The sequence below is a fragment of the Paenibacillus sp. LS-5 genome, from assembly GCF_056121505.1.
Genome location: NZ_JBWAVA010000010.1, coordinates 192,982 through 215,273 on the forward strand (window position 1 = coordinate 192,982; position 22,292 = coordinate 215,273).

A 22,292-nucleotide genomic window follows, 5' to 3' on the forward strand; every position below is an offset into this window, starting at 1 on the left:
AAGGAGTGTGCAAATATGTTTCGAAGAGACTACATCGTGCGGATGATAGAGGATATGACAGCGATGGTCGCCAAGGTTATGACACTTAAGCAGGAGAAAAAGACAACCGAAGCCTTGTGGGAGGTCGATGAGCTGCTGAACCGGCATTTTCGCCTGAATTCCCGGCTGCTGAATTCACTGTCCGTCGAGGATATTATTGATATGTACCTGCTTGGAGGCGTGGTGGAATCTGATAAGCTTCAGGGTGTGGCGCGGCTGCTTAAAGAAGAAGGAGAAATCTTTGCTGCGGCTGGAGACAAAGATGCTGCGCTGTTCAGGGCGATGAGATCGCTGCATCTTTATTTGTACGCCGATCTTCATGGTGCAGAACGTGAATTGCTGCAGATGCCGGCTGATATTGATGAGCTCTTAAAAGAAACTCAGGCGTATAGGCTTCCGGCAAAAACGGAGCGTCTGCTGCTCGTCTATATGGAATCCATTGGCCGGTACGCCAAAGCGGAAGACAGCCTCTACAGACTATGGGAGCAAGGGGAAGACGTTGTCCGGGAAGGCAGAGAACTCTATGGCCGCTTGCTGCTGATAAGCCCGGATGAACTGGAACGGGGCGGTCTCCCGGTACAAGAGGTTACAGAAGGCAGGGATGAATGGGAGAGACGTACTGCAGCGATTACGCAGTAGTATGGTGTGCGGGTTAACAAGGTGAGCCGCGCCAACGGCCACGGTCCAACTGAAATAATGCTATACTAATTAAGAAAATTCAGGAGAACAAGCGTCTCCAATGTTGAATAACCAGGACTCAAATGTATAACGCTATAATATATTCTTCTATTTCGCGCAGAAACGGCATCCGGGAACGATCGCAGTTTCAAAATCATACGCTGCCTTCCCAAAGAGTCCGTAGCCGTTTCTGTGTGACGAAAGTGAGATGTACCCTGTGGAATCTTTAAATGCATTGATTGAACAAATTATGGCCGGCCGTACTCTGATTACGGCAACTCTTAGCCAGCTGCGCAGCAAAGGCGGGACCCTCTACAGCAAGGTGCAGGTGAAGCCTGTGGAATTAAAGGGCAAGCTGCACTATCAGTTTGCCTATTATACCGGTCCGAAGGTTGAGCACCGCAATATCCCGGCTGAAGCTGCAGCGGAGGAATTGATGACGCTGATGAGAGAGACGTTCCGCCAAGGGCTGCTCTGTACCATAGAGGCCGATTATCAAGTGCTGATCAGCAAAAAGTACAAGGTCTCAATCCTGACCAAATCGCCTAGCAAGCAGGAGGCTCCGGATTTGGCTCATAACCGGCGCAAGCAGTATGTGCTGGATGAAGGAGAACCTGTACCGTTTCTGGTCGAGCTGGGTATTATGAACAGCGAAGGAAAGGTGCTGGCCAAGAAATACGACAAGTTTCGTCAGATCAACAGATTCCTGGAGATGGTGGAGGATGTGCTTGCTGATCTGCCCACCGGCCGTCCATTGACCATTGTTGATTTTGGCTGCGGCAAATCCTATTTAACCTTTGCTTTATATCATTATCTGGCCATTCGTGAACAGCGGGAGCTGAACATTGTCGGGCTCGACCTCAAAGCTGATGTTATTGAGCATTGCGGTGCGCTTGCGTCCAGGCTCGGTTACGACAAGCTGCGCTTCCTGGTTGGAGATATTGCCGACTATAACGAGCTGGATCAGGTTGATATGGTCGTTACGCTCCATGCCTGCGATACTGCAACTGATGCTGCTCTCGAAAAAGCCGTCCGCTGGGGCGCATCGGTGATCCTTTCGGTTCCCTGCTGCCAGCACGAGCTGTTTGCCCAGATCGAAAGCGAGGTGTTGAATCCGCTGCTGTCGCACGGAATTCTGAAAGAACGGTTCTCTGCTCTCGCTACCGATGCGATCCGGGCGAAGCTGCTGGATCTGATGGGTTACCGGACACAACTTCTGGAGTTCATCGATATGGAACATACGCCGAAGAACATCCTGATCCGCGCTGTCAAAAGTACAAGCGGGGACAACGCCGCCAAATGGCGCGAATACAGCGCATTCCGTGACTTCCTAGGTGCACAGCCATATCTTGAACGCGCCTGCACCGATCTGCTGCCGATTCAAAGCAGCTTACAGGGTTAACCTCATTTATAGGATTAATAGTTAATACCATGACAGGACGGTACTGTTTCCCTAAGGGGACCATTCCGTCCTGTTTGTCATTAGAGAAAGTAAAGGTTTTCCCCGATAACCTTGTTCTGGATGCGTTGCCTTTTGTTTCGTATTAAATCTGGAAATACTAAAGGTAACTAAATTCATATAGGGGAAATTCGTGTGAGGTGGAACGAACGGCAGAATCATCTGGATCTGGCTATAGTGTGTGTTTGTGCAGTTGCGGTTTTTGCTGCGGCTCTCGCAGCTTGTCTGCTGAGGGGGATGTTTTTTGCGGGAGAGATGTATCCGTTTCTTACGGTGTGGTTTGTATGTTGCGGGATTCTTTTTGCTCCGGGGCTAGCTGCAGCTGAACTACGCAAGCGGACCAACGGGACAGTCCGAATATTCAAGATCTCCACGGGGAATCATGCGGCTTTGATTCTGCTGGGCTGTCCGCTGGCGCTCCTTGTTCTTTATGCATGGGCAGGGGTGCGGAATCCCATATCTGCGCAGGGGACTCTGGATGAGCTGCTCCGCTGGGGATTTTATGCTTCTTTTTCGATCTTGGCCTATGTCTGTGCAGGATACCGGCAGGGAGCCCGGCTTCTCGCGGCGATATGGCATGTGACAGGAATGGCGGTCAGCTTAAGCGCTTTGCTTGCGGTATGCGCGGGGATGAGGCTTCCCTATGCAGTAATGTATACTTCAGCAGCTGAGATCAGCGCCACAGGGGCCAGGCTGGCAGGCCTGCTTCAATATCCTAATACGTTTGGCGCGGTGATGGCTGTTTTTCTGCTGGAGCGTCTATTTGCCGCTGCTCCCTTGGTGGAACGGGCTGACCTCAAGTCAGCAGCGGTAGACCATTCTGCAGCCACTGGTATGTATGGTCGGGCATCCGCGTTTAGGGAATGGAGCGGAAGGTACGGGAAAAGGATAAGAGGCGCGGTGCTGGGTATTCATAATTGTGGCGGAAGGAGCGGGATAAGGAAGTGGGGGGAGGGTCGAAAAAATCGTGAAGGCAGCGGAATGTGCGGGGGTGCGGGAGGACGACAGCTGCTTCGCACGCTGCCGCTATTCCCCTATGCAGCTGCGCTGCTCCTCAGCGAGTCGCGCGGCGCGTGGTTGACCGCGGCTTTGGCCGGCGCCGCGGTCCTGCTCTGGAAGCGCCAGCTCTGTGCGCCGCTTCTGCTTGCCGGCGCTGCGCCCGTGGCTGCTGCGGCGCTGTTCTACCGCCAGCTGGCCCGTACCGGGCTGGCGGTGGAGCCTGCCCCCGGCCTGCTGCTGCTGGCCGGGCTGTGGAGCGCCGCCTTGCTTGGCGGCGCTTGGCTGTGCTGCCGCCGGCTAGACGCGGCTGGCAGGGGCCGAGCCGCCAGCGTAGCTCTGGCGGCGGTGTTGTGGACGGCGGCGGGCAGCGCCGTCCTACTGCAGGTACGCGAGCGGATCACCGGACCGTCCTCGACGGTCGCCGCTCGCGGACTGCTCTACCGCGATGCCTGGAAGCTCGCGGCAGAGGCGCCCTGGCTGGGGCGCGGCGGCGGGACTTGGCGGAGCTCGTATCTCGCCGCCCAGTCCCGCCCCTATGTGGGCAGCCAGGTGCACAGTGGCTACCTCGACCTCCTGCTGAACCTGGGAGGTGTCGGCCTTGCCCTACTCCTGCTGCTGCTTGTGGCAGCAGGATGGCTGGTGGCAGCAGCAGCACCAAGGCTGCTGCCGTCTCTGCTGGCGCTTGCTCTGCACAGCGCCGTCGATTTTGACTGGAGCTATGGACTCATGTGGCTGCTGCTGTTCCTGCTGCCGGCGCTTGCCCGGGCCCGGAAGCTGTACAGTATGGCCGAAGACGAACCGGCTGCTTCCCCCGCATCCGCCAAATTGCCACTGGCATTTGCCAAGTCTTCTTCTGTTACCGGCAGACCGATAAGATCTGCTTCATTGATGAAGTTCATACTAGGATCAGCCAACTCTCTACCTGATGCATTCTCACCGGAGCATTCGCCAATCCCCCCCAAGACCAAGCCCAGTCCCAGTCCCTTATGCTTCACGAAGCTGGTTTGCCTGTGGCGGATTGCATCATTAACACTGGTTTGCGGTACCGCTCTGGCACTTTCCATTCTTTCCTTTCAAGCCATGAAGGGGGAGACGTTATATATGCAGGCGGTTAATTCTTTACACAGGAAGGACAAGATTGCCCAGCTGCGGCAATCTCTGCAGTGGAACCCGCGCAATCCCATGGCCGCAGCTGTTTTATCCCGGATGCTTCCCGGGAATGAGGGACGTAGCCTGCTTTTGGAAAGTCTGAATTACTCTCCAGCGAACGCGCTTTTGAACTGGGAACTGGCTAAGCGGGCCCTGGGAGGTAATCATCCGGGATTGGCATTATACGGGGTAAGGAGAAGTCAGCAACTGGATAATTTTAATGCGTCCAAACGTATAGAGGCAGCTGAAGGAATGCTGGCCATGAGTGTTCGGACACTCCGCGGGGGGGACGGGCTGAGCGCAAGCCGGAGTGCAGAAGCCGGACTGGAGCTGCTGAGGCAGTACCGCCTGTTGGCGCAGCGGGAGGGTAGCAAGGGATTGCAGCACAATGACCGCCGGTTCGGCAACGGGGAAGAAGCCGCAGGTCTATACCTGCGGCTAAGTGAAGCGCGTTCTGAAGCAAGGCATTACCTGATCGCAAGCCGTCTGTAAGCCGCCGGGACATAACGGGCCTCAAGCCTTTTACTTGTTAAATGAAGCAGATGCCTTATCGTTTTCTTTGAGCGACAGGAGTGCATCAGATGTTACCCGGATGGCACTCTCTAAGAGCTTGAAGCTTTGTTTTATACCCTGCTGCGTGAAGAGATCAGCCACGAATACGCAAGCGGCAGAAGAATGACCAGCACCAGTGCTGCAATAATCATACTGATGGATAAGCTTTTGGGTAAAAATGCCCCCAGCACCATCAACAGACCGCCGATCATCCAGATCCTGCCTGAGAAACGGTGCGTCTTCCGCCATACCTCCGGGCTGGCCAGCGTCCAGGCTGTGCGGATACCCGTGAAATAGTTGTCCCGGATCTGGGGCATAAAGTTGCCGACCACAACAAATAGCAAACCCAGAACGATCATAGCGATTTTGCCGGCAGGAATACTCTGATCCAGACCATAGGAGACAATTAGTATGAGCATGATATCACACAATGCCGCAATCGCCAGACGGATCATTTTATAGGCGTTTTGAAATTTACTGTAATTCTCCCGTTTTGGGTCGATATTGCGGATGAATTGCATCGCCAGCGGGAAGATAAGGCCCATAAAGCCTGTCAGAGCGATGATGGAGCCTTTACTCCAGTACCTGTTGACCTCACCGTTGATACTGAATTGGGCAGGCAACTGGTCAGGCAGCTTGCTGTAATTGGCCAGGGCATAACCCAGGGAGAGAACTCCCAGGATGACAATCATCGTGTCCTGCCACTTCCACTTGAAATCCTTCATTTCAATCGGCCTCCTTATTATCTTTATTCTGTTTGGGCTTGGACTCCGTGCGGTTTGGCGTTTCACGCTCATTTCCCGTACCTGTGAACTCAAGGAACCAGCCTAGCACCTCTTCCAGCACAGTTGTATCAAGCGAATAGAGAATAAATTGTCCTTGACGTTCGTCCTGCACCAGTCCCGCATGTTTCAAGGCGTTAAGATGATGGGAGATACTAGGTTTTGACATGTTAAAATAATCGGCGATTTCACCGGCAGTACGGTCCTTTTCCTTAAGCAGCCGCAGAATCTGCCTACGGGTTGGATCAGCCAGCGCTTTGAAAGATTCGTTCATCATTCACCTGGCCTTTCGATATTTAAATAATTATCTAAATGTATAATATTTCTTTCAGGATAAAAATGTCAATGCGTTTTTTCATTCCTGATGCACCTGATTGATTTCATACCAGCAAGGTTTTCAGTTTTCCTTAAGTAGAAGTCGTAAGCCTGCATATGCTAGAATAGGCTAGGAGAAGCTGGGTACATAGAGTGGAATCGTCAGGAAAGCGAATTCCGCGAATAAAACGGGAGGAGGAGCTGCACTTGCACGTTATTTCTGATCTGATCTCGCAGTTGTTTGAATGGATTCAGAGTCTTGGGTATTTCGGGATTATGATCGGGCTTATGATTGAGATTATCCCAAGTGAAATTGTACTGGCCTTTGGCGGCTATCTGGTCTCGCAAGGGGAGATTAATTATTTTGGGGCGGTTCTCTTCGGTACAGTAGGAGGAGTTGTGGCCCAGATATTTGTGTACTGGATTGGCCGTTATGGCGGCAGGCCCGTCCTGGAGAAATACGGTAAGTACATTTTTATTAAGAAAAAGCATATTGACCATTCCGAAGAATGGTTCAATAAATACGGCACGGGTGTTATCTTCACAGCCAGGTTTATTCCGGTTGTGCGCCATGCCATATCCGTTCCTGCCGGAATCTCGCGCATGTCGCTGGGCAAGTTCACCTTGCTGACTACGCTTGCTGTAATTCCGTGGAGTGCGCTGTTTGTCTATCTAGGATATACGCTCGGCGACAAATGGGAGACGATTGATGAAGTAGCTGCCCAGTATACGAATGAGCTGATTCTTGCGGCCCTTGCAATTATTGTTATATACTTCCTGTTTAAATGGTACAAATCCAAGAAGAAAGGTAGTGCAGTATGAAGCAGAATGTAGCCCCTAAATTCGGCCAGGGCCTTACTCCGCGCCAGTTCGTGGAAGGCATGACGAAGAACCAGCAGGCATTTGAATCATGGTACGAGAAGTTTGTCTGGGAAGATGCAGACGACCGGGATTACTTTGAAAGTTTGAACCACAGGGACGATCTGCGGGTACTGATACTGGCTGCGGATTGGTGTGGAGATGTGGTTCGCAATGTGCCGGTTGTATTCCGTATTCTCGAAACGGCAGGGATCAAAACCGAAGTGCTGATTTTGGAAGAAAATCAGGATGTGATGGATGATTTTCTGACCATGGGCGGCAGATCTGTGCCGATCGTGATTTTTGCTGATACAGGCGGTTATGTGCTGGGTCATTGGGGTCCCCGTCCAGAGCATGTACAGTCGCTGATGAGGGAGTTCAAGCAAGAGAATCCTGACCGGGAAGCGTCTGACTATGAGAGCAAAATCGCCGAAGTCCGCAAGGCGATGGGTCAAGCTTACGGGGAAGGAACGGAATCACACGCAGTAATTGCCAAAGAGCTGCGCAGCCTGATCTCCGGATTCTAAGAACCGATGCTAAATATTCGTTCATATAATTTGGGATCGCTGCAGACGAATGCTTATTTGCTTACCGGAGCGGATCCCGGACGCGGCATTATTATTGATCCCGGCGCCAATCCTGCAGCCCTTCTGCGCGCAGTCCAGGGAATGGAGATTGAAGCTGTTCTCCTCACCCATGCCCACTTTGATCATATAGCCGGGCTTGATGAGATACGCAAAGCCAAGCAATGTCCGGTATACCTGCACCCGTTGGAGAGTGATTGGCTGGGCAGTCCCAAGCTGAATGGGTCGCTGATGTGGCCGGATGTCACACCGCCTATCAGCACGGAACCAGCCGAGTATGATCTGGCTGAAGGCCAGGTACTGAATCTTCTGGGCCTTACCTTCAAGGTAATGCATACGCCCGGACATTCTCCCGGAAGTGTCAGTTTTCTTTGCGGAAATGATCTCTTTTCCGGAGATGTACTCTTCAAGCTGGGAGTGGGACGTACCGATTTGCCTGGAGGCCGGGAGCGGGATCTTATCGATTCCATCCGGGGCAAATTATACCTGCTGGATGAAGAAGTTCGGGTATTTCCCGGCCATGGGCCACGGACATCGATCGGCTTTGAACGGCTTCGTAATCCGTATGTCCCAATGTAGTCATCTGTAAATCGACAATAAGTGGCAAAATACTAATGGACAAGAGGCTACAAAGTTGCTACAATATTGTTAATTAAATGTAATATTTAACCTCGCGAAGCACGCAGACTGTGGAATAATCCCGGTTTGCGTTCTTTTTTTTGTCTATTTTTACGGGAAAAAGGTATTAGGGGGCGGAATCCGATGAAAATAATTGAACAGGAAACCCATACAGGGGAACTATATGCTGTACCAGCTTCGTTTACTGAAACACAGGATAAGAAGGAATGTCTCTTCTGGAGCTTCCCGCACGGCAAGGGTGTGATTCAGCCCTGGCGGCGGAGATTGTGGGAGCTGCAAAATAATTCGGACCACGAATGAACGATTCGCTCTACATATTCGTATTACATAGGAATGAATGATACAGATGGAGGAGCAGATGAGCGACGGGACGCACGATAGGATCATCAGAGCGCAGCAAGGGGATACCTCCGCGCTGGCTGTGCTTCTGCGGGATCATTATGCCTTTCTCTACAAATATCTGATCAAAGCAACCATGGACCCTTCGCTTGCGGAAGAACTTGCCCAGGACACCATGGTCCGCTGCATGGAGAAGATTGCTGCCTATAACGGAGCCTCTTCTTTTTCCTCATGGCTGATCACGATTGCTACCCGGCTGTATATTGACAAGAAGCGCCGCTGGAAGCTGGAGAAGCAATGGAAACAGCAGGAAGAGGGAGTGCGGTCCATCCGGTGGCGTTTTGAGAGCCGGAACCTGGAGTGGAGCGAGGTGCTTGATGCACTCTCACGTCTGACTTCCGCTCAGCGCATGGCAGTGTTGCTCAAGCATTATTACGGTTATGGGTATGAAGAGATTGCTGATATTCTGCAGATTCCATCAGGTACTGCCAAATCAAGGGTAGCATCAGGGTTACATCAACTGCGAAAGGAGCTGAGTGATGATGAAGATGGAGAAGAATGAAGAACTGCTTCGGATACTATCGTCAGACCTGGCGCTGCTGGATGCACAGTATGATGATATATCCCCACCATCCTTGCCCGGATTGGAGCAGCTGATCGTTAATGAGGCACTCCGCAGGCAACATCAGAGCCGCAGGGAGTTTCAGAGATTCCTGCTTGTGGGTCTGCTTCTGGTAAGTGTTGTCCTGTTTGGTTTGGGATTTGCTCCAGTAACGTATTGGATCCTACAGGCAGCATTCCCGGTTGCCGCACTTTGCACCCTTGCAGTTATGCGGCTGAGGCTTCGGCGGGAGGATACTGAAGAGTGAAGGAACTGCATGATGTGCCTTATTGGTTGTGGGGTTGTCTGGCTGTGGTACTGCTGCTGCAGGGTACTCTGCTCTTTCGGAATGCGGAGAAACGCGGAAAAGGCAAAATGGCCTGGTTCTGGGGATTATGGGGGTTAACCGGATTTCCTACACCACTCTTATGTTATCTGCTGTTTGTGGTTTATTCTGACCGGAGGAAAGCGAATAGGAAGCATTGATCAACCGGACAGTGGTTCCGGGGAAATTTTTGAAGGGTGGGTGTAATCATGGATGAGATCAAATGGGGGTTAATATGGCCGCTGCTTGCATTGCAGGCACTGCTGGCTGTAATCGGCTTGATTTCTTTGGCCAAGGCAGAACGGACAAGGGGACCTAAGTGGCTGTGGGTCATAATATTGATTTTTGGCAATCTTCTCGGCAGTGTGGCCTATTTTACAGTCGGAAGGAAAGAAAGCTGATGCCTCTGCTAAGGGTTTCCAATTTACGCAAAGTCTATGGACAGCATTCCTCTGTGGATGGAATCTCTTTTGATATTGAAGCAGGAAGATGTGTGGCTTTACTGGGCCCTAATGGTGCAGGAAAGACGACGACCCTGCGTATGCTGGCCGGCTTGTTGCAGCCTACTTCGGGATCGGTTTCCTTTGAGGGTGGTAAGGTAATGGATTACCGCAGTTTGCTTGGTTATTTACCCCAATCTCCGGCATTTTACAGTTGGATGAGCGGGCAGGAGTATGTTGTGTTTGCAGCGAAGCTTTGCGGTATTGCTTCGAGGGAGGCGGGTAGACTCGCAGCGGATGTTCTGGAAAAGGTAGGACTGAAGGATGCTTGCCGGCGCAAGATCGCTGGATATTCCGGCGGGATGAAACAGCGGCTTGGTCTGGCACAGGCGCTGGTTCATCGTCCCCGGCTGCTGCTTCTGGATGAGCCGGTTTCTGCCCTGGATCCTATTGGACGCCGGGAAGTGATAGAGCTGTTACGGGGAATACGGGAGGAGACCACAATTATTTTTTCTACTCATGTCCTGCATGACGCCGAAGAAATATGTGATGATATTATCCTGATGAACCATGGTTTAATAGCAGAACAGGGAGCACTGTCCAGGCTGCGTTCACAGTACAGCCTGCCCGTAATCAGATTGAGTACGGGAATGGAGGAGAAGGCACTGATATGGCTTCAGGGTCTTGCACACAGATCATTTGTTGAACAGTCAATGATCACCTCCGGATCCGCCACTCTGAATGTCACTGATATGGAACTGGCGCGCCGTACCATTCTTCAGGAAGCCGCAGGTCAGGACATTCCGTTACTACAGTTTGAAGCGGGCTCCTCCACCCTGGAGGACTTGTTCATGAAGGTGGTGGGAGTATGAGGAGGCTTTGGACGCTATACCAGAAAGAACTGTTGGAGGCCTTGCGCAGCTATAAGCTGATCTGGGTCCCTGTGGTATTTATTATTCTTGGTATTATGCAGCCGCTCACAACCTATTACATGCCCGAAATTCTCAAAGCTTCCGGGAATGTGCCACCAGGAATGTTGGAGGGCTATGAGATGCCCGGAGCGGCTGTGGTAATGGCTCAGACTCTTGGACAATATGGTACTATCGGCATGCTGATCCTTGTGCTGGGTGTGATGAACAGTCTTGCTGGTGAGCGGAGCGGAGGGACTCTGGAAATGCTGCTGGTCAAGCCGGTAACCCCGATAACCATCGTCTCAGTTAAATGGGCTGCCCAGTTGACCACTCTGATGATTTCCCTTGGACTGGGTGTAGCAGGTGCGGCCTACTATACGGAACAATTGATAGGGGCTCTTTCCTGGAGCAGACTCTGGGCGGGGGCCGGACTGTATGGGCTGTGGCTGCTGTGCGCAGTCTCACTGACGCTGCTCTTCAGCGCATGGCTGCGTGGACCAGCGGCTGCTTTTCTTGGCCTGGGGGCAGCAGCGGCAATGACGCTCGCGCATAGTCTGCTGCCTTCGCAGTTAGGTTGGACACCAGCGGCTCTATCCGCCCAGTCAGCTCTAATTATTACGGAAGGAAGCTTCGGTGCCTGGGAGCCTGCTTTTTCTGCAGGTGTTCTGATTGTGGTATGCATTTCTGCAGCTTCTCTCCTTATGGGCAGGAATAAACTGCCTGAGTAATGAAAATGCAAAATTTGACGAATTTAATCGATTTTTAGAATGTTATCTGCAAAAAAACGGCTGAACCCGCTTCCTGGTGCTAGACAGCTCTATCTTTTTTTAGTAGACTGTTGGAACAAGTAAGAGTTATGAAAGATTCCAGGTCAGGAGGTAGGGCGATGCTGCGTTTAGGTGAGAAGATTGTCATTGTCGCGGACGCTTTCGAGCAGAGTCTTCCTATCGGGGACTATGGCTACCTGATTGCTTATGACCGTAATCCCGACAATGCTTTTGATTACGTCATCCGTGTTCCACAAGCCAACAGAAATTTCTATGTTACAGCTGAGGATGTCGAGACGGAAGAGCAGTTGCTGGCGGCTCAGGCTGAGAGTGCAACACATGAAGCATTAATAGATTATGCTTTGTCCACGCATAATGAGAAGCTGTTTCATCATTTGATGAACGGCGAAGAAGTAGAAGCAGTTGAGACAGAGACAACCACTAAGGAAAGCCTGTCCCAGGCGGATTTCATCAAACAGGTGAACCTCCGTGCTTGGATTTAAGAAAAGCCGGCGCAAGCCGGTTTTTTTGTATCCTGCTCATCTATGAGGATTTAGGATCTGGAATTCCTTGATGCATTTATGCTTAATTAGTTTCATTCAACGGGAACGCACAGTGTTAATGGTTGGAGGTCACCGAGTCCAACCGTTTATTCGGCTCCCCCTTAAGGAGTGTCCCAAGCATTACATGGCTTGTGTGACATTCCTTTTTCAATTGTATTAGCCCTGAAACGATAAGCAGATTGAATTGTAGAGGCTTCTACAATATAATTAACACGTTATCCGGGCGCTTTAGCCCTTTAAACAGGAGGGATATTCGAATGAGCATTACCGTCAATGATGTGCAGCACGTGGCCAAGCTTGCCCGCCTGCATCTAAGCCCGGAAGAAGAGGCGAAACTTACTGAACAGATGAATGCTATTTTACAATATGCTGAGAAGCTGAACGAGTTGGATACAGATCACGTACAACCGACCACCCATGTACTACAGGTCAGCAATGTCATGCGTGATGATGTAGTGAAGGAGAGCTTGTCTCAAGAGGAAGCGCTGCTTAACGCACCTGAAGACGAAGACGGGCACTTCAAGGTTCCCGCAGTTCTCGAATAACTATAGCGAAAGGAGGAAGAATGTTGAGCTTATTTCAATATCGATTGCCTGAATTACATAATATGCTGCATGCCAAAGAGATTTCAGTCAGCGAACTGACTGAAGAATCCCTGGCTGCCATTGCGGAGCGCGACGGTAAAGTGCATGCATTTTTGACTTTAAATGAAGAGGGAGCCCGCACTTCAGCCCGTGCGCTGGATGATAAGCTGGCCTCTGGAGCAGCCCGTGGACTGCTCTTTGGTCTTCCTGCCGGAATTAAGGACAATATTGTTACCAAGGGGCTGCGCACTACCTGTGCCAGTCAATTCCTCTCCAATTTTCAGCCGGTTTATGATGCCACTGTCGTCTCCAAGCTGCGCCAGGCAGATGCCGTTACAATCGGCAAGCTGAATATGGACGAGTTCGCCATGGGCGGCTCCAATGAGAATTCTTCTTTCGGCCCGGTCCGCAACCCTTGGGATTTGGAACGTGTTCCCGGCGGCTCCAGCGGCGGATCTGCAGCAGCGGTGGCTGCCGGAGAAGTGCTGTTTGCCCTCGGTTCCGACACTGGCGGTTCCATACGTCAGCCTGCATCGTACTGCGGAGTAGTGGGCCTTAAGCCTACTTATGGCCTGGTTTCACGTTACGGGCTTGTTGCATTTGCTTCTTCACTGGACCAGATTGGTCCGATTACCCGCAATGTAGAGGACTCGGCTTATGTGCTTCAGGCCATTGCCGGCTACGACGCTCAAGACTCGACCTCGGCCAAAGTTGATATTCCTGATTATCTCAGCTCCCTCACAGGCGATATCTCGGGACTGAGAATTGCTGTGCCGAAGGAGTATATCGGTGAAGGCGTGGATGCTTCTGTCCGTGAGACCGTTCTGTCCGCACTGAAAGTGCTGGAAAGCCTTGGCGCGGTGTGGGAAGAAGTATCATTGCCGCATACAGAGTATGCAGTTGCTACTTACTATCTGCTTTCTTCCTCGGAAGCTTCCTCCAACCTGGCACGTTTTGATGGTGTTCGCTACGGGGTACGAGCCGATGATGGGGGAGGTCTGCTTGATCTGTATCACAATTCCCGGAGTCAAGGTTTTGGAGCCGAGGTTAAGCGGCGGATTATGCTAGGTACGTATGCACTGAGCTCCGGATATTATGACGCTTATTATTTGAAAGCCCAGAAGGTGCGGACCCTGATTAAACAGGACTTTGATGAAATTTTCCAAAAGTACGATGTAGTCATCGGGCCGACTGCACCAACGACAGCCTTCAAACTCGGAACACAGACAGAAGATCCGCTGACGATGTATCTGAATGATATTTTGACGATTCCTGTTAGTCTCGCCGGCATTCCTGCCGTCAGCATTCCTTGCGGTTTTGCTGAAGGACTGCCTGTCGGCCTTCAAATTATTGGTAAAGAATTTGATGAGTGTACAGTTCTGCGGGTTGCACATGCCTATGAACAGCATACGGATCATCACAAGCAGCTTCCGCAGCTGTAATTGCAGCACAAAACTTTTAAGGGAATGAGAATAGATATGACTAAATACGAAACGGTCATCGGACTGGAAGTTCATGTGGAGCTTCATACCAAGTCCAAAATCTTCTGCGGCTGCTCTACGGAATTCGGAGCCCCGCCTAATACACATACCTGCCCTGTCTGTCTTGGTCATCCCGGTGTCCTGCCGGTATTGAACCGCCAGGCAGTGGAATATGCAATGAAAGCAGCCATGGCACTGAACTGTACAATTGGTGATGTCAGCAAATTTGACCGCAAAAACTACTTCTATCCCGATTCACCGAAAGCTTACCAGATTTCACAGTATGACCAGCCTATCGGCCTGAACGGCTGGATAGATATTGAGGTCAACGGAGAGACCAAGCGGATCGGTATCACCCGTCTGCATCTTGAAGAAGACGCGGGTAAGCTCACTCACGTTGATGGCGGCTTTGCTTCATTGGTCGACTTTAACCGTGTAGGAACACCTCTTATTGAGATTGTCTCGGAGCCGGATTTGCGCTCACCTGAGGAGGCTCGTGCCTATCTCGAAAAAATCCGCGCGATTATGCAGTATTGCGACGTATCCGACGTGAAGATGGAAGAGGGCTCGATGCGCTGTGATGCCAATATCAGCCTGCGGCCGGAAGGACAGGAGGAGTTCGGCATCCGCGCAGAACTTAAGAATATGAACTCCTTCCGCGGTGTTCTCCGGGGTCTTGAGTATGAGCAATTCCGTCAGGGAGAGATTCTGGATGATGGCGGTATTGTAATTCAGGAGACCCGCCGCTGGGATGAAGCTCAGGGTAAGACCTTGTCCATGCGGGGTAAGGAAGAAGCTCATGATTACCGGTACTTTCCGGATCCTGACTTGATTGTGCTGCATATTGATGATGCCTGGAAAGAATCCATCCGCTCTACCATTCCGGAACTGCCTGATGCACGGCAGAGCCGTTATAGTGAGGAATATGGCCTTACCGCCTACGATGCGGGTGTTCTGACTTCCTCCAAGCCGTTGGCTGATTTCTTCGAAGGCAGCCTTGCTTTTACGAAGGATGCCAAAGCGGTTGCCAACTGGATGATGGGGGATTTGCTGGCATATCTGAACGGTGGCGGGCTGGAGCTGTCGCAAGTAAAGATCACGCCGCAAGGATTGGGTGAGATGATTGGTCTGATTGCTCAAGGAACTATTAGCAGTAAAATTGCCAAAACGGTCTTCAAAGAGATGCTGGAGAGCGGGAAGCTCCCGGCTGCCATCGTTGAAGAGAAGGGCCTCGTTCAAATCAGTGATGAGGGAGCGATCAAGCAGATCGTTGAAGCAGTTGTGGCTGCCAATCCCCAGTCCGTTGAGGATTATAAGGCAGGCAAACAAAAGGCGATAGGCTTCCTTGTAGGCCAGGTTATGAAAGAAAGCAAAGGAAAAGCGAATCCAGGCCTTGTAAACACATTGCTCGCTGAAGTACTGAACGGCTGAGCGTATCCACCTTCAGGGTAATATATCTACATTAGAAGCATAAGCGCTAGGGCTTGTCGGCAACGGCAGGCCTTTCGCGGCATATAAGGGGAATGTGCGCATGAACAAAATAATCAAGCTGGATCTTCAGGACGGGGATACACTAAGTGAGGTGTGGAGCCTTCAACACAAGGCATACAGGCTGGAGGCTGAGATTATAGGGTTCCATGAAATCCCGCCGCTACTGGAGACCAGAGACATGCTGAGCCGCTCTGAAGAGCTGTTTTATGGCAGGTTCGACGATTATGGGGATTTGATGGGGGCTGTTGCCGTCCTGGAAGAATCGCCGGGTAAGCTGACAGTGACCCGAATGATGGTGAATCCTGATTTTTTCCGCCTGGGGGTGGCGGGTAAGCTTTTAGAGTATATCTTTGATCTATACCGGGGCATGGAACAATTTATCGTCTCTACAGGCAAGCTTAATATTCCGGCTGTTACACTCTATACCAAATATGGTTTTGTTCCAGTCGCAGTAGAAGAGGTAGCACCTGGAGTAGAGTTAATTGAATTTCACCGGAACGGACGGCTTTGATGAACAACAACCATAGTCTCGATGACAGGAGGAGTCCCACAATGAGTCCCGAGCACAATGATTCTGCTATGCTTCCCAACAGTGAGGCGGGGGAACATGGTTCTGCCGTACAGGCAGGAGACGTCGTGCAGGAGCAGAAACAGCCTTTAATTCCCCCGCGCCTGAAGCGCCGTCCCCGCCGCAAACGCAAATTCATTGCCGGACTTTTGGCAGCGCTTATCCCTGGCACGGGTCATATCTACTTCGGGCTGCTTCGTAAAGGCATTGCTTTTATTTTCATTATTCTGCTGGATATCGCTGCGCTGATCTACTTCTCATCGATTGGCATGCAGATTAATGTTCCTCTCTTAATTCTGTTGGCTTTGATGATTCCAGTATTGTATTTCTACAATGTGTTCGATGTGCTGCAGTCTGCAGACCGTATTTTACGTTTGCCTGAAGAGTTGGATCCTGAAATGCCGGCTCTCCCTGAATCGAATGGAAAACGTCGCCGTCTGGTAACAGAGCCTGGGATTTCATTTGGACTAATGCTGCTGTTGGGCGGAACATTACTGTTCCTATTCCGGCAAAAACCAGCATGGCTGCAAAACTTCATTGAGCATCATGCTAGTGTAACGGTTGCAGCGCTTCTGGCAGTTTGTGGAATAGGGCTTGCCGTTCGGGAGATCGCCAAAAGCCTCTCCTGGCAGAATGGCAATGAACGGAGAAGCCGGAGAGTGGGCAGGTACACGGCTTCTATATTGCTGATAACGGTTGGAGTTCTGTTATTTCTGGACTGGAGAAACGGAACCGATAATATGCTGCTTCTATTGAAATGGTGGCCACTCGTAGTGGTACTTTGGGGATTGGAGTATCTGCTCATTTACTTCTCTGCCCGGCGTTATGGACAAGCTCGGAATCGGGCCCGCTCACGAATGGATTTGCGCGGACTGCTATCCGCTGTCATTCTCGCAGCGAGTGTGTTTATGGTCTCACAACAGGAGCATTATCTCCATCTATGGAACAGGGTGAGTCTTAATTTGACCGCTGCGGCTGTGGATTACGGGGAAGCCAAGGGAAGCAAGTTCGAGAAAGCTCCGCTTGTAGTTCCAGTTGAACTGGGGACTTCCAAAATCACTGTGGATGGCATCAATGGGGATATTCTGGTTCATCGTGCACCTGTAGAAGACATCGAAATTGCAACAACCGTTTGGGTTGATCAGCTGGAAGGGGCGGTTGCAGAGGCTATCTCTGAACAGTCCTTTGTAGAAGTGACGGAAGGCGCCACAATCACGATCACTCCTAAGAGCAAGGCATATGGAGATTCCGGCAAGCGTCAGCCGCGGATGGACCTGGACATCTCCTTACCAGAAGACCGCCGGTTTAATCTACAGATACGTACGATGAATGGCGGCATTACCTTGCAGAATGTGGAGGCTATCGAAAATATTAACCTGGAGACCGGAAACGGATCATTAATTCTCCACCGTATTCTTGGCGATGTCAAAGGAAAGACGCTGAATGGTGCGGTTCGTGCCAGAACAGTTCAGGGAACAGTGGATTTGACGACAAACGGCGGGGATATAGCTGCCTGGGCTGTATCGGGGGCTCTTAAGCTTTCAACAGCGGTAGGCAATATTTCGGCTGTGGATAACGGAGACGAGATGGACCTGTCCAGCAAGAACGGTAACCTGGAGATTAGTGGGGCCAGATCTAAGCTTCATGCCGAATCCCTTAATGGTAAAATTGAGGTTCGGTCTCCCGACTTCGGAGGGAACTGGGATATCTATAGCGCGGTAGGTGATATTGATCTGTATCTGCCTATGTCCGGGAACTTCACCATGGATGGCTCCAGTGGTTATGGGGACATTATTTCCGATATACCCGAGTTGACTATTGACAAAAAAAACATCTCTGGAGAAGTAGGTACGGGTGAGTATAAAGTACATGTCGAAGGAAACAGCAACCTAAATGTGAGGAAATATTGAAATAAGTAATTTTTATTATATAATAATGAATATAATATACTGACTGCGTTGACAACATTGAAAGTCCGGTCTTACAATTACTTTAGAGTTATTATGTTCTTTACTAAAAGGCGGTGGCATGGATGGGTAGTGGCGTACAGCATGCATTGGAACAATTAAAGACAACCGGTGTCCGTATTACGCCCCAGCGTCATGCGATTCTTTCGTACTTGATGGAAGCAATGAATCATCCTACGGCGGATGATATTTACCGGGCCCTTGAGCCTCAGTTTCCGAGCATGAGTGTGGCGACGGTTTACAATAACCTCAAGATGTTCATGGAAGCAGGAATGGTCCGGGAGCTGACCTACGGTGATAACTCCAGCCGTTTTGATGCTAATGTATCAGATCATTATCATGTAATCTGCCAGGAATGCGGCAAGATTGAGGATTTCAGCTATTCATCGCTGCATGAGGTGGAACTTCGTGCTGAGCAGGCGACAGGGTTCAAAATCCATGGTTTACGTATGGAACTATACGGTGTCTGCCAATGCTGCACTGGGGAAACACATTCAATCTAAATGGTTAGAAATTCACTAACGTGAGGAATCCGGTATCGGAGTCCTCACGTTTTTTCAAGTTGATAAAGACACTCTTTATGCGTTCCTATCAATTAAGCCCAGCCCTTCCAGCAGATTTGCGCAACCAAGGAGTCTCAGATAGCGTATACTTAAGATTGGTCCACTGAATTCTAATTCTACTAGTGATCTGGAGGTACATTTTTTTGAATACAAGACAGAGACAGAGACGCGGCAAGAAACGCGGAGGTCTTTTTCGCCGTTTATTTGCACTTGTTATCATCGCTGCCGCAGCTTATTGGGTAATTTTCTATGTATTGCCGAACCGACTGCACATCGATCCTGATTGGAAAGGGTTGAAAAAACCTATTTTCGTCAAAGGGGAGCTTACTGACTATTCCGCTTCAGGAACCGGAGACACTCTGCTTTTGCCGCTTCCGCTGCTGCAGAAATATGTAGACTCTTCCATCCGCTATGAAGAGGAGACCAAGTCAGTTATCTTATCGACAGACAATGAACTTTTATATATGCAAGAAAATACAACTGCCGCCAGTCTGAACAACAAACCGCTTCAGCTTCGTTTGGCCCCGGAAGATAAGACCGGAGTAACCTACCTGCCAGCAGACACACTTGAAAACCTGTATGGCTTTGAGGTGGAAGAGGATAAGGATACGGGAGCTGTTCTTTTGATGACTGCCGGAGAAACCGTCCCGCTTGGTACAGTCAAGGGTGAAGAAGGCGATAAAACAAAAGCTCTACGCAGTAAAGCGACCATTCATGCTCCAATTATTGCCGACATGCCCCCTGGCACTGAGGTGAGAATCTGGAATTCGGACAACAAAGAATGGCTGTATGTGCAGATGACCAGCGGATTCACGGGGTACGTCAAGGCAAGTGATATTATCAGGGATGGAGAAAAGAAAGTCGGTGCAAAACCGGTTACTCCTTCGCGGGCAGAACGCAGCTGGAAAGGCAAGCCAGTGAATCTGTTCTGGGAGGCTGTATACGATCGAAAGCCCAACCCTTCTAAGTTCGGTGATCTTCCTGGGGTTAATGTTGTTAGTCCTACCTGGTTCGAAATTGTTGATACTGCAGGCAACGTGCGTAGCAAAGCTGACGGCGCCTATGTTCAGTGGGCCCATAAGCAAGGGATGGAGGTTTGGGGGCTGCTGACCAACAGCTTTAATGCAGATCTTACCACAGAGGCACTCTCTAATTATGAGAAACGGATGAATACCATCGTACAGATGCTTGAGTATGCCGATCTTTATGGCCTGGATGGGATAAATATCGACTTTGAAAATGTCTACACCAAAGATGGAGAGAATGTTACTCAATTCATGCGGGAACTGAAGCCCATGGCCCAGGCCAAAAATCTCATTGTCTCCATGGATGTAACTCCAAAATCGAACAGCGAGATGTGGTCACTTTTTCTGGACCGCAGGGCGCTTAGTGTCGTTACTGATTTCCTGATTGTTATGGCTTATGATGAACATTGGGCATCCAGTCCTACTGCAGGTTCTGTTGCTTCATTGCCATGGGTTGAGAGTTCGGTAAGCCGTATCCTGGAGGAGGACGATGTTCCGGCTGAGAAGCTGATACTGGGTATTCCTCTATATACCCGTATTTGGTCCGAAACTACTGTGAACGGAAAAACCAAAGTTAGTTCCAAAGCCGTCAGTATGAATACCGTCCAGGAAATTTTAGCCGAGAAGAAGCTGACTCCAGTATTGGATAAGAGTACAGGACAGAATTATGTGGAGTACACAGAAGACGGAGTTCTTCGGAAGATATGGATAGAAGACAAGGTTTCGTTAAAAGCGAGGGTCGAACTGGCCCAGACATTTGCGCTCGGAGGCATTGGTTCCTGGAACCGGAGCTTTGCCGTACCGGAAGCATGGGAAACGTTGCAGAAGATCAATGAATAGATTATGGCAGACATAGAACAGGGGTTCCTTAAGGAACCCCTGTTCTTAATGTTTGAGCTGCTGTCTTTCAAGCTGCTCCGCGGTGATCGTTGCATGAGCAGGGTCCATCGTAAGGATAGTATGACAGAACATACATCGGTCCGTTTTACCCAGCATTTTGGTCAGCTTCCGGCATTCAGGACATTCCACCTGAACTGCACTCGTTGAAAGCATACCTGCCCAAAAATAGATCGCCAGACTGGCCATCATAGAGATCAAACCAATGACAAGGCCAATTGCGGCAACAACCTTTCCGGCCGAACCCCAGAATACAATACCCGCTGTTCCCAGGATCATAAGACCCATTCCGAGCATAGTAAGCAACAGCCCCCAAGTGCGAAAAGCATTGATTTTAGCCGATTTAAACTTCATGAGTATTTGCTCCTAACTGAAATATAGTTCGGTTCTCCAGGAGGAACTGATTTGACTATGTAGAATATTAATATTTAAGAGAATTATAACTGACAGACGCAAATTCGCCAAATTTGATGGAGGGAAGTATGGAACTATCCAATTTGACCTTATTTAGTGGAGAAACATTTGACGAAAACGTTCTTGGCGCTGTAGCTCTTCATCAGACAGGCAATGCTCCGTTTCAGAGCGCGCTTCTTCATGATTTTGATGTGGTGGTGCTAATGCTCCATGAGGAGCAAGAGAAGGAACGTATTATTACTCACACGATAGCCGGAGAGCGACGTACACAGTCAGTGCATGTTGGTCTTTCTGCTCTTGAAAGAGCGGTTATGGCTGGGGATAACAATGAGCTTCTTACCAGTCTGATAGCGGGTGATGTCATCTGGGACCCTAAGGGAATTCTAGGCGAAATGCGCCGGGAGATTATCCAGTTTCAGGGACCCCTTAAGGAACGCATACTGTTTATGGAGTTCTCCAGGTTTCTGCATATGTACGTGAAATCCAAGCGGTACATGGAAGCAGGTTTCACTATGGATGCCTATAACTGTGTATTGATTGCTTTGTACCATTGGGCGCGGTTAGAAGTTAGTGAATCGGGATGTTTTCCTGATCCTGCAGTATGGGAGCAAGTTAAAGGCCTCAATTCATCCGTTCATAAGCTATACGAAGAACTGACTGTCAGTACTGAGACACTGAATCAGAGAGTGGAGCTCATTCTGCTGGCCTGCGAATTTGCCATTATGTCCAAGATGTCGGATTGCTGTACCATACTTTTGAATATTCTCGGCAGCCGCAAGGAACCCTGGAGTATAAAAGAACTCCTTCAGCATTCAGGGCTTAGCCAGCTTGGCGCTGAACTGCCTTTGGTGCTTCGCAAGCTTGTATCCCGTTCACAGATTAGGGAGATTGCTTCTTGGGCTGAGGATACCAGAGATGGCCACACCGTACGTTATACCTTGTAAATATAAAAGAAAATCACAATAGATTAAGGAGAGGCAATTTGCTCTCTTTTTTTGTTGATTTCTTTTTTGCATCAGATGAGCAATATAGGGGATATTTATAGTTGACTCTTATGATGATGTTGTGTTAAATTATAACTCGTCCCTCTGACGCAGGTGAGTAGCTTCAAAACATGCGTAAGATAACCGAAAAAGAAAAATCAAAAAAAGGTTGACTAAATTGAGGGTGCTGTGATATATTATAAAGGTCGCTGCTGACAAGCAACGATGAAGAAAAGAGAGAACTTGATCTTTGAAAACTGAACAACGAGTGAGTGGGATTTCACGCAAGTGAGATCCAAAATAGAGAATGCAAATTCTC

The 22,292-nt window shown here is 50.0% G+C and carries 25 protein-coding genes; 22 read left to right on the plus strand and 3 right to left on the minus strand.

The window, feature by feature from the left end:
- Positions 1–15: 15 nt before the first annotated feature.
- The 3 genes from AC0MA3_RS16365 to AC0MA3_RS16375 all read left to right on the plus strand — a co-directional run bounded on the left by AC0MA3_RS16365 (position 16) and on the right by AC0MA3_RS16375 (position 4,816).
- The gene (locus tag AC0MA3_RS16365; RefSeq protein ID WP_474656949.1) at positions 16–678 is read left to right on the plus strand and encodes a DUF6483 family protein; all 663 of its coding nucleotides are present in this window, start codon (positions 16–18) and stop codon (positions 676–678) included.
- A 247-nt stretch (positions 679–925) separates the two neighbouring features.
- Complete coding sequence (locus tag AC0MA3_RS16370) at positions 926–2,119, plus strand: class I SAM-dependent methyltransferase (RefSeq protein WP_474656950.1); 1,194 nt, start codon at positions 926–928, stop codon at positions 2,117–2,119.
- 192 nt (positions 2,120–2,311) lie between these two features.
- Positions 2,312–4,816: an O-antigen ligase family protein gene (locus tag AC0MA3_RS16375; RefSeq protein ID WP_474656951.1), complete on the plus strand. Its 2,505-nt coding sequence runs from the start codon at positions 2,312–2,314 to the stop codon at positions 4,814–4,816.
- 131 nt (positions 4,817–4,947) lie between these two features.
- Here AC0MA3_RS16375 and AC0MA3_RS16380 read toward each other — a convergent pair whose 3' ends face one another.
- Entirely contained in the window at positions 4,948–5,601 is a 654-nt protein-coding gene (locus tag AC0MA3_RS16380) for an SdpI family protein (RefSeq protein ID WP_474656952.1), read from the minus strand.
- Between the two features lies 1 nt (position 5,602).
- On the minus strand, positions 5,603–5,932 hold the full coding sequence (locus AC0MA3_RS16385) for an autorepressor SdpR family transcription factor (RefSeq protein ID WP_379163043.1): 330 nt from the start codon (positions 5,930–5,932) through the stop codon (positions 5,603–5,605).
- Positions 5,933–6,180: 248 nt separating this feature from the next.
- Between AC0MA3_RS16385 and uptA the strand changes: the two genes are divergently transcribed.
- The 18 genes from uptA to AC0MA3_RS16475 all read left to right on the plus strand — a co-directional run bounded on the left by uptA (position 6,181) and on the right by AC0MA3_RS16475 (position 20,519).
- Positions 6,181–6,795, plus strand: coding sequence for an undecaprenyl phosphate transporter UptA (uptA, locus tag AC0MA3_RS16390; protein ID WP_379162965.1), 615 nt, complete (start codon positions 6,181–6,183; stop codon positions 6,793–6,795).
- Entirely contained in the window at positions 6,792–7,358 is a 567-nt protein-coding gene (locus AC0MA3_RS16395; RefSeq protein WP_474656953.1) for a thioredoxin family protein, read from the plus strand. The genes uptA and AC0MA3_RS16395 overlap by 4 nt, the downstream gene beginning before the upstream one ends.
- A gap of 6 nt (positions 7,359–7,364) precedes the next feature.
- Positions 7,365–7,994, plus strand: coding sequence for an MBL fold metallo-hydrolase (locus AC0MA3_RS16400; RefSeq protein WP_379162971.1), 630 nt, complete (start codon positions 7,365–7,367; stop codon positions 7,992–7,994).
- A 183-nt stretch (positions 7,995–8,177) separates the two neighbouring features.
- Positions 8,178–8,354 (plus strand): hypothetical protein, encoded by a 177-nt coding sequence (locus AC0MA3_RS16405; protein WP_379162974.1) that lies wholly within the window; start codon positions 8,178–8,180, stop codon positions 8,352–8,354.
- A 58-nt stretch (positions 8,355–8,412) separates the two neighbouring features.
- Complete coding sequence (sigY, locus tag AC0MA3_RS16410) at positions 8,413–8,955, plus strand: RNA polymerase sigma factor SigY (protein WP_474656954.1); 543 nt, start codon at positions 8,413–8,415, stop codon at positions 8,953–8,955.
- Positions 8,933–9,262 carry a DUF5345 family protein gene (locus tag AC0MA3_RS16415; protein ID WP_474656955.1) on the plus strand — a complete coding sequence of 110 codons (330 nt, stop codon included), beginning with the start codon at positions 8,933–8,935 and terminating at the stop codon, positions 9,260–9,262. Before sigY ends, AC0MA3_RS16415 begins: the two co-directional genes overlap by 23 nt.
- A complete protein-coding gene (locus AC0MA3_RS16420; RefSeq protein ID WP_474656956.1) occupies positions 9,259–9,480 on the plus strand; it encodes a hypothetical protein in 222 nt (73 codons plus the stop codon). Before AC0MA3_RS16415 ends, AC0MA3_RS16420 begins: the two co-directional genes overlap by 4 nt.
- 48 nt (positions 9,481–9,528) lie before the next feature.
- Positions 9,529–9,720: a PLD nuclease N-terminal domain-containing protein gene (locus AC0MA3_RS16425; RefSeq protein WP_379162986.1), complete on the plus strand. Its 192-nt coding sequence runs from the start codon at positions 9,529–9,531 to the stop codon at positions 9,718–9,720.
- On the plus strand, positions 9,720–10,631 hold the full coding sequence (locus tag AC0MA3_RS16430; protein WP_474656957.1) for an ABC transporter ATP-binding protein: 912 nt from the start codon (positions 9,720–9,722) through the stop codon (positions 10,629–10,631). Before AC0MA3_RS16425 ends, AC0MA3_RS16430 begins: the two co-directional genes overlap by 1 nt.
- Positions 10,628–11,398 (plus strand): ABC transporter permease, encoded by a 771-nt coding sequence (locus tag AC0MA3_RS16435; RefSeq protein ID WP_474656958.1) that lies wholly within the window; start codon positions 10,628–10,630, stop codon positions 11,396–11,398. Before AC0MA3_RS16430 ends, AC0MA3_RS16435 begins: the two co-directional genes overlap by 4 nt.
- 158 nt (positions 11,399–11,556) lie before the next feature.
- Positions 11,557–11,940, plus strand: coding sequence for an ATPase (locus AC0MA3_RS16440; protein WP_379162994.1), 384 nt, complete (start codon positions 11,557–11,559; stop codon positions 11,938–11,940).
- 317 nt (positions 11,941–12,257) lie between these two features.
- A complete protein-coding gene (gatC, locus tag AC0MA3_RS16445) occupies positions 12,258–12,545 on the plus strand; it encodes an Asp-tRNA(Asn)/Glu-tRNA(Gln) amidotransferase subunit GatC (RefSeq protein WP_474656959.1) in 288 nt (95 codons plus the stop codon).
- Between the two features lie 23 nt (positions 12,546–12,568).
- The gene (gatA, locus tag AC0MA3_RS16450; protein ID WP_474656960.1) at positions 12,569–14,026 is read left to right on the plus strand and encodes an Asp-tRNA(Asn)/Glu-tRNA(Gln) amidotransferase subunit GatA; all 1,458 of its coding nucleotides are present in this window, start codon (positions 12,569–12,571) and stop codon (positions 14,024–14,026) included.
- Positions 14,027–14,062: 36 nt separating this feature from the next.
- On the plus strand, positions 14,063–15,496 hold the full coding sequence (gene gatB, locus AC0MA3_RS16455; protein ID WP_474656961.1) for an Asp-tRNA(Asn)/Glu-tRNA(Gln) amidotransferase subunit GatB: 1,434 nt from the start codon (positions 14,063–14,065) through the stop codon (positions 15,494–15,496).
- A 100-nt stretch (positions 15,497–15,596) separates the two neighbouring features.
- Positions 15,597–16,067 carry a GNAT family N-acetyltransferase gene (locus tag AC0MA3_RS16460; RefSeq protein ID WP_474656962.1) on the plus strand — a complete coding sequence of 157 codons (471 nt, stop codon included), beginning with the start codon at positions 15,597–15,599 and terminating at the stop codon, positions 16,065–16,067.
- Between the two features lie 41 nt (positions 16,068–16,108).
- Positions 16,109–18,034, plus strand: coding sequence for a DUF4097 family beta strand repeat-containing protein (locus AC0MA3_RS16465; protein ID WP_474656963.1), 1,926 nt, complete (start codon positions 16,109–16,111; stop codon positions 18,032–18,034).
- Between the two features lie 122 nt (positions 18,035–18,156).
- Positions 18,157–18,594 (plus strand): peroxide-responsive transcriptional repressor PerR, encoded by a 438-nt coding sequence (gene perR, locus AC0MA3_RS16470; protein ID WP_379163011.1) that lies wholly within the window; start codon positions 18,157–18,159, stop codon positions 18,592–18,594.
- A gap of 203 nt (positions 18,595–18,797) precedes the next feature.
- The gene (locus AC0MA3_RS16475) at positions 18,798–20,519 is read left to right on the plus strand and encodes a glycosyl hydrolase family 18 protein (RefSeq protein ID WP_474656964.1); all 1,722 of its coding nucleotides are present in this window, start codon (positions 18,798–18,800) and stop codon (positions 20,517–20,519) included.
- Between the two features lie 45 nt (positions 20,520–20,564).
- Here AC0MA3_RS16475 and AC0MA3_RS16480 read toward each other — a convergent pair whose 3' ends face one another.
- Entirely contained in the window at positions 20,565–20,930 is a 366-nt protein-coding gene (locus tag AC0MA3_RS16480; protein ID WP_474656965.1) for a DUF2614 family zinc ribbon-containing protein, read from the minus strand.
- A gap of 128 nt (positions 20,931–21,058) precedes the next feature.
- Here AC0MA3_RS16480 and AC0MA3_RS16485 point away from each other — a divergent pair, with 128 nt between their 5' ends.
- Positions 21,059–21,934, plus strand: a complete 876-nt coding sequence (locus AC0MA3_RS16485) for a nucleotidyltransferase-like protein (protein ID WP_474656966.1) — start codon at positions 21,059–21,061, stop codon at positions 21,932–21,934.
- Positions 21,935–22,292 lie beyond the last annotated feature (358 nt).

Bases quoted from the DNA above. Each gene is read 5' to 3' on its own strand.
- AC0MA3_RS16365 (WP_474656949.1), top strand. From the start codon at position 16: ATGTTTCGAAGAGACTACATCGTGCGGATGATAGAGGATATGACAGCG.
- AC0MA3_RS16370 (WP_474656950.1), top strand. From the start codon at position 926: ATGTACCCTGTGGAATCTTTAAATGCATTGATTGAACAAATTATGGCC.
- AC0MA3_RS16380 (WP_474656952.1), bottom strand. From the start codon at position 5,601: ATGAAGGATTTCAAGTGGAAGTGGCAGGACACGATGATTGTCATCCTG.
- AC0MA3_RS16385 (WP_379163043.1), bottom strand. From the start codon at position 5,932: ATGAACGAATCTTTCAAAGCGCTGGCTGATCCAACCCGTAGGCAGATT.
- AC0MA3_RS16395 (WP_474656953.1), top strand. From the start codon at position 6,792: ATGAAGCAGAATGTAGCCCCTAAATTCGGCCAGGGCCTTACTCCGCGC.
- AC0MA3_RS16400 (WP_379162971.1), top strand. From the start codon at position 7,365: ATGCTAAATATTCGTTCATATAATTTGGGATCGCTGCAGACGAATGCT.
- AC0MA3_RS16405 (WP_379162974.1), top strand. From the start codon at position 8,178: ATGAAAATAATTGAACAGGAAACCCATACAGGGGAACTATATGCTGTA.
- sigY (WP_474656954.1), top strand. From the start codon at position 8,413: ATGAGCGACGGGACGCACGATAGGATCATCAGAGCGCAGCAAGGGGAT.
- AC0MA3_RS16415 (WP_474656955.1), top strand. From the start codon at position 8,933: ATGATGAAGATGGAGAAGAATGAAGAACTGCTTCGGATACTATCGTCA.
- AC0MA3_RS16425 (WP_379162986.1), top strand. From the start codon at position 9,529: ATGGATGAGATCAAATGGGGGTTAATATGGCCGCTGCTTGCATTGCAG.
- AC0MA3_RS16430 (WP_474656957.1), top strand. From the start codon at position 9,720: ATGCCTCTGCTAAGGGTTTCCAATTTACGCAAAGTCTATGGACAGCAT.
- AC0MA3_RS16435 (WP_474656958.1), top strand. From the start codon at position 10,628: ATGAGGAGGCTTTGGACGCTATACCAGAAAGAACTGTTGGAGGCCTTG.
- AC0MA3_RS16440 (WP_379162994.1), top strand. From the start codon at position 11,557: ATGCTGCGTTTAGGTGAGAAGATTGTCATTGTCGCGGACGCTTTCGAG.
- gatC (WP_474656959.1), top strand. From the start codon at position 12,258: ATGAGCATTACCGTCAATGATGTGCAGCACGTGGCCAAGCTTGCCCGC.
- gatB (WP_474656961.1), top strand. From the start codon at position 14,063: ATGACTAAATACGAAACGGTCATCGGACTGGAAGTTCATGTGGAGCTT.
- AC0MA3_RS16460 (WP_474656962.1), top strand. From the start codon at position 15,597: ATGAACAAAATAATCAAGCTGGATCTTCAGGACGGGGATACACTAAGT.
- AC0MA3_RS16465 (WP_474656963.1), top strand. From the start codon at position 16,109: ATGAGTCCCGAGCACAATGATTCTGCTATGCTTCCCAACAGTGAGGCG.
- perR (WP_379163011.1), top strand. From the start codon at position 18,157: ATGGGTAGTGGCGTACAGCATGCATTGGAACAATTAAAGACAACCGGT.
- AC0MA3_RS16480 (WP_474656965.1), bottom strand. From the start codon at position 20,930: ATGAAGTTTAAATCGGCTAAAATCAATGCTTTTCGCACTTGGGGGCTG.
- AC0MA3_RS16485 (WP_474656966.1), top strand. From the start codon at position 21,059: ATGGAACTATCCAATTTGACCTTATTTAGTGGAGAAACATTTGACGAA.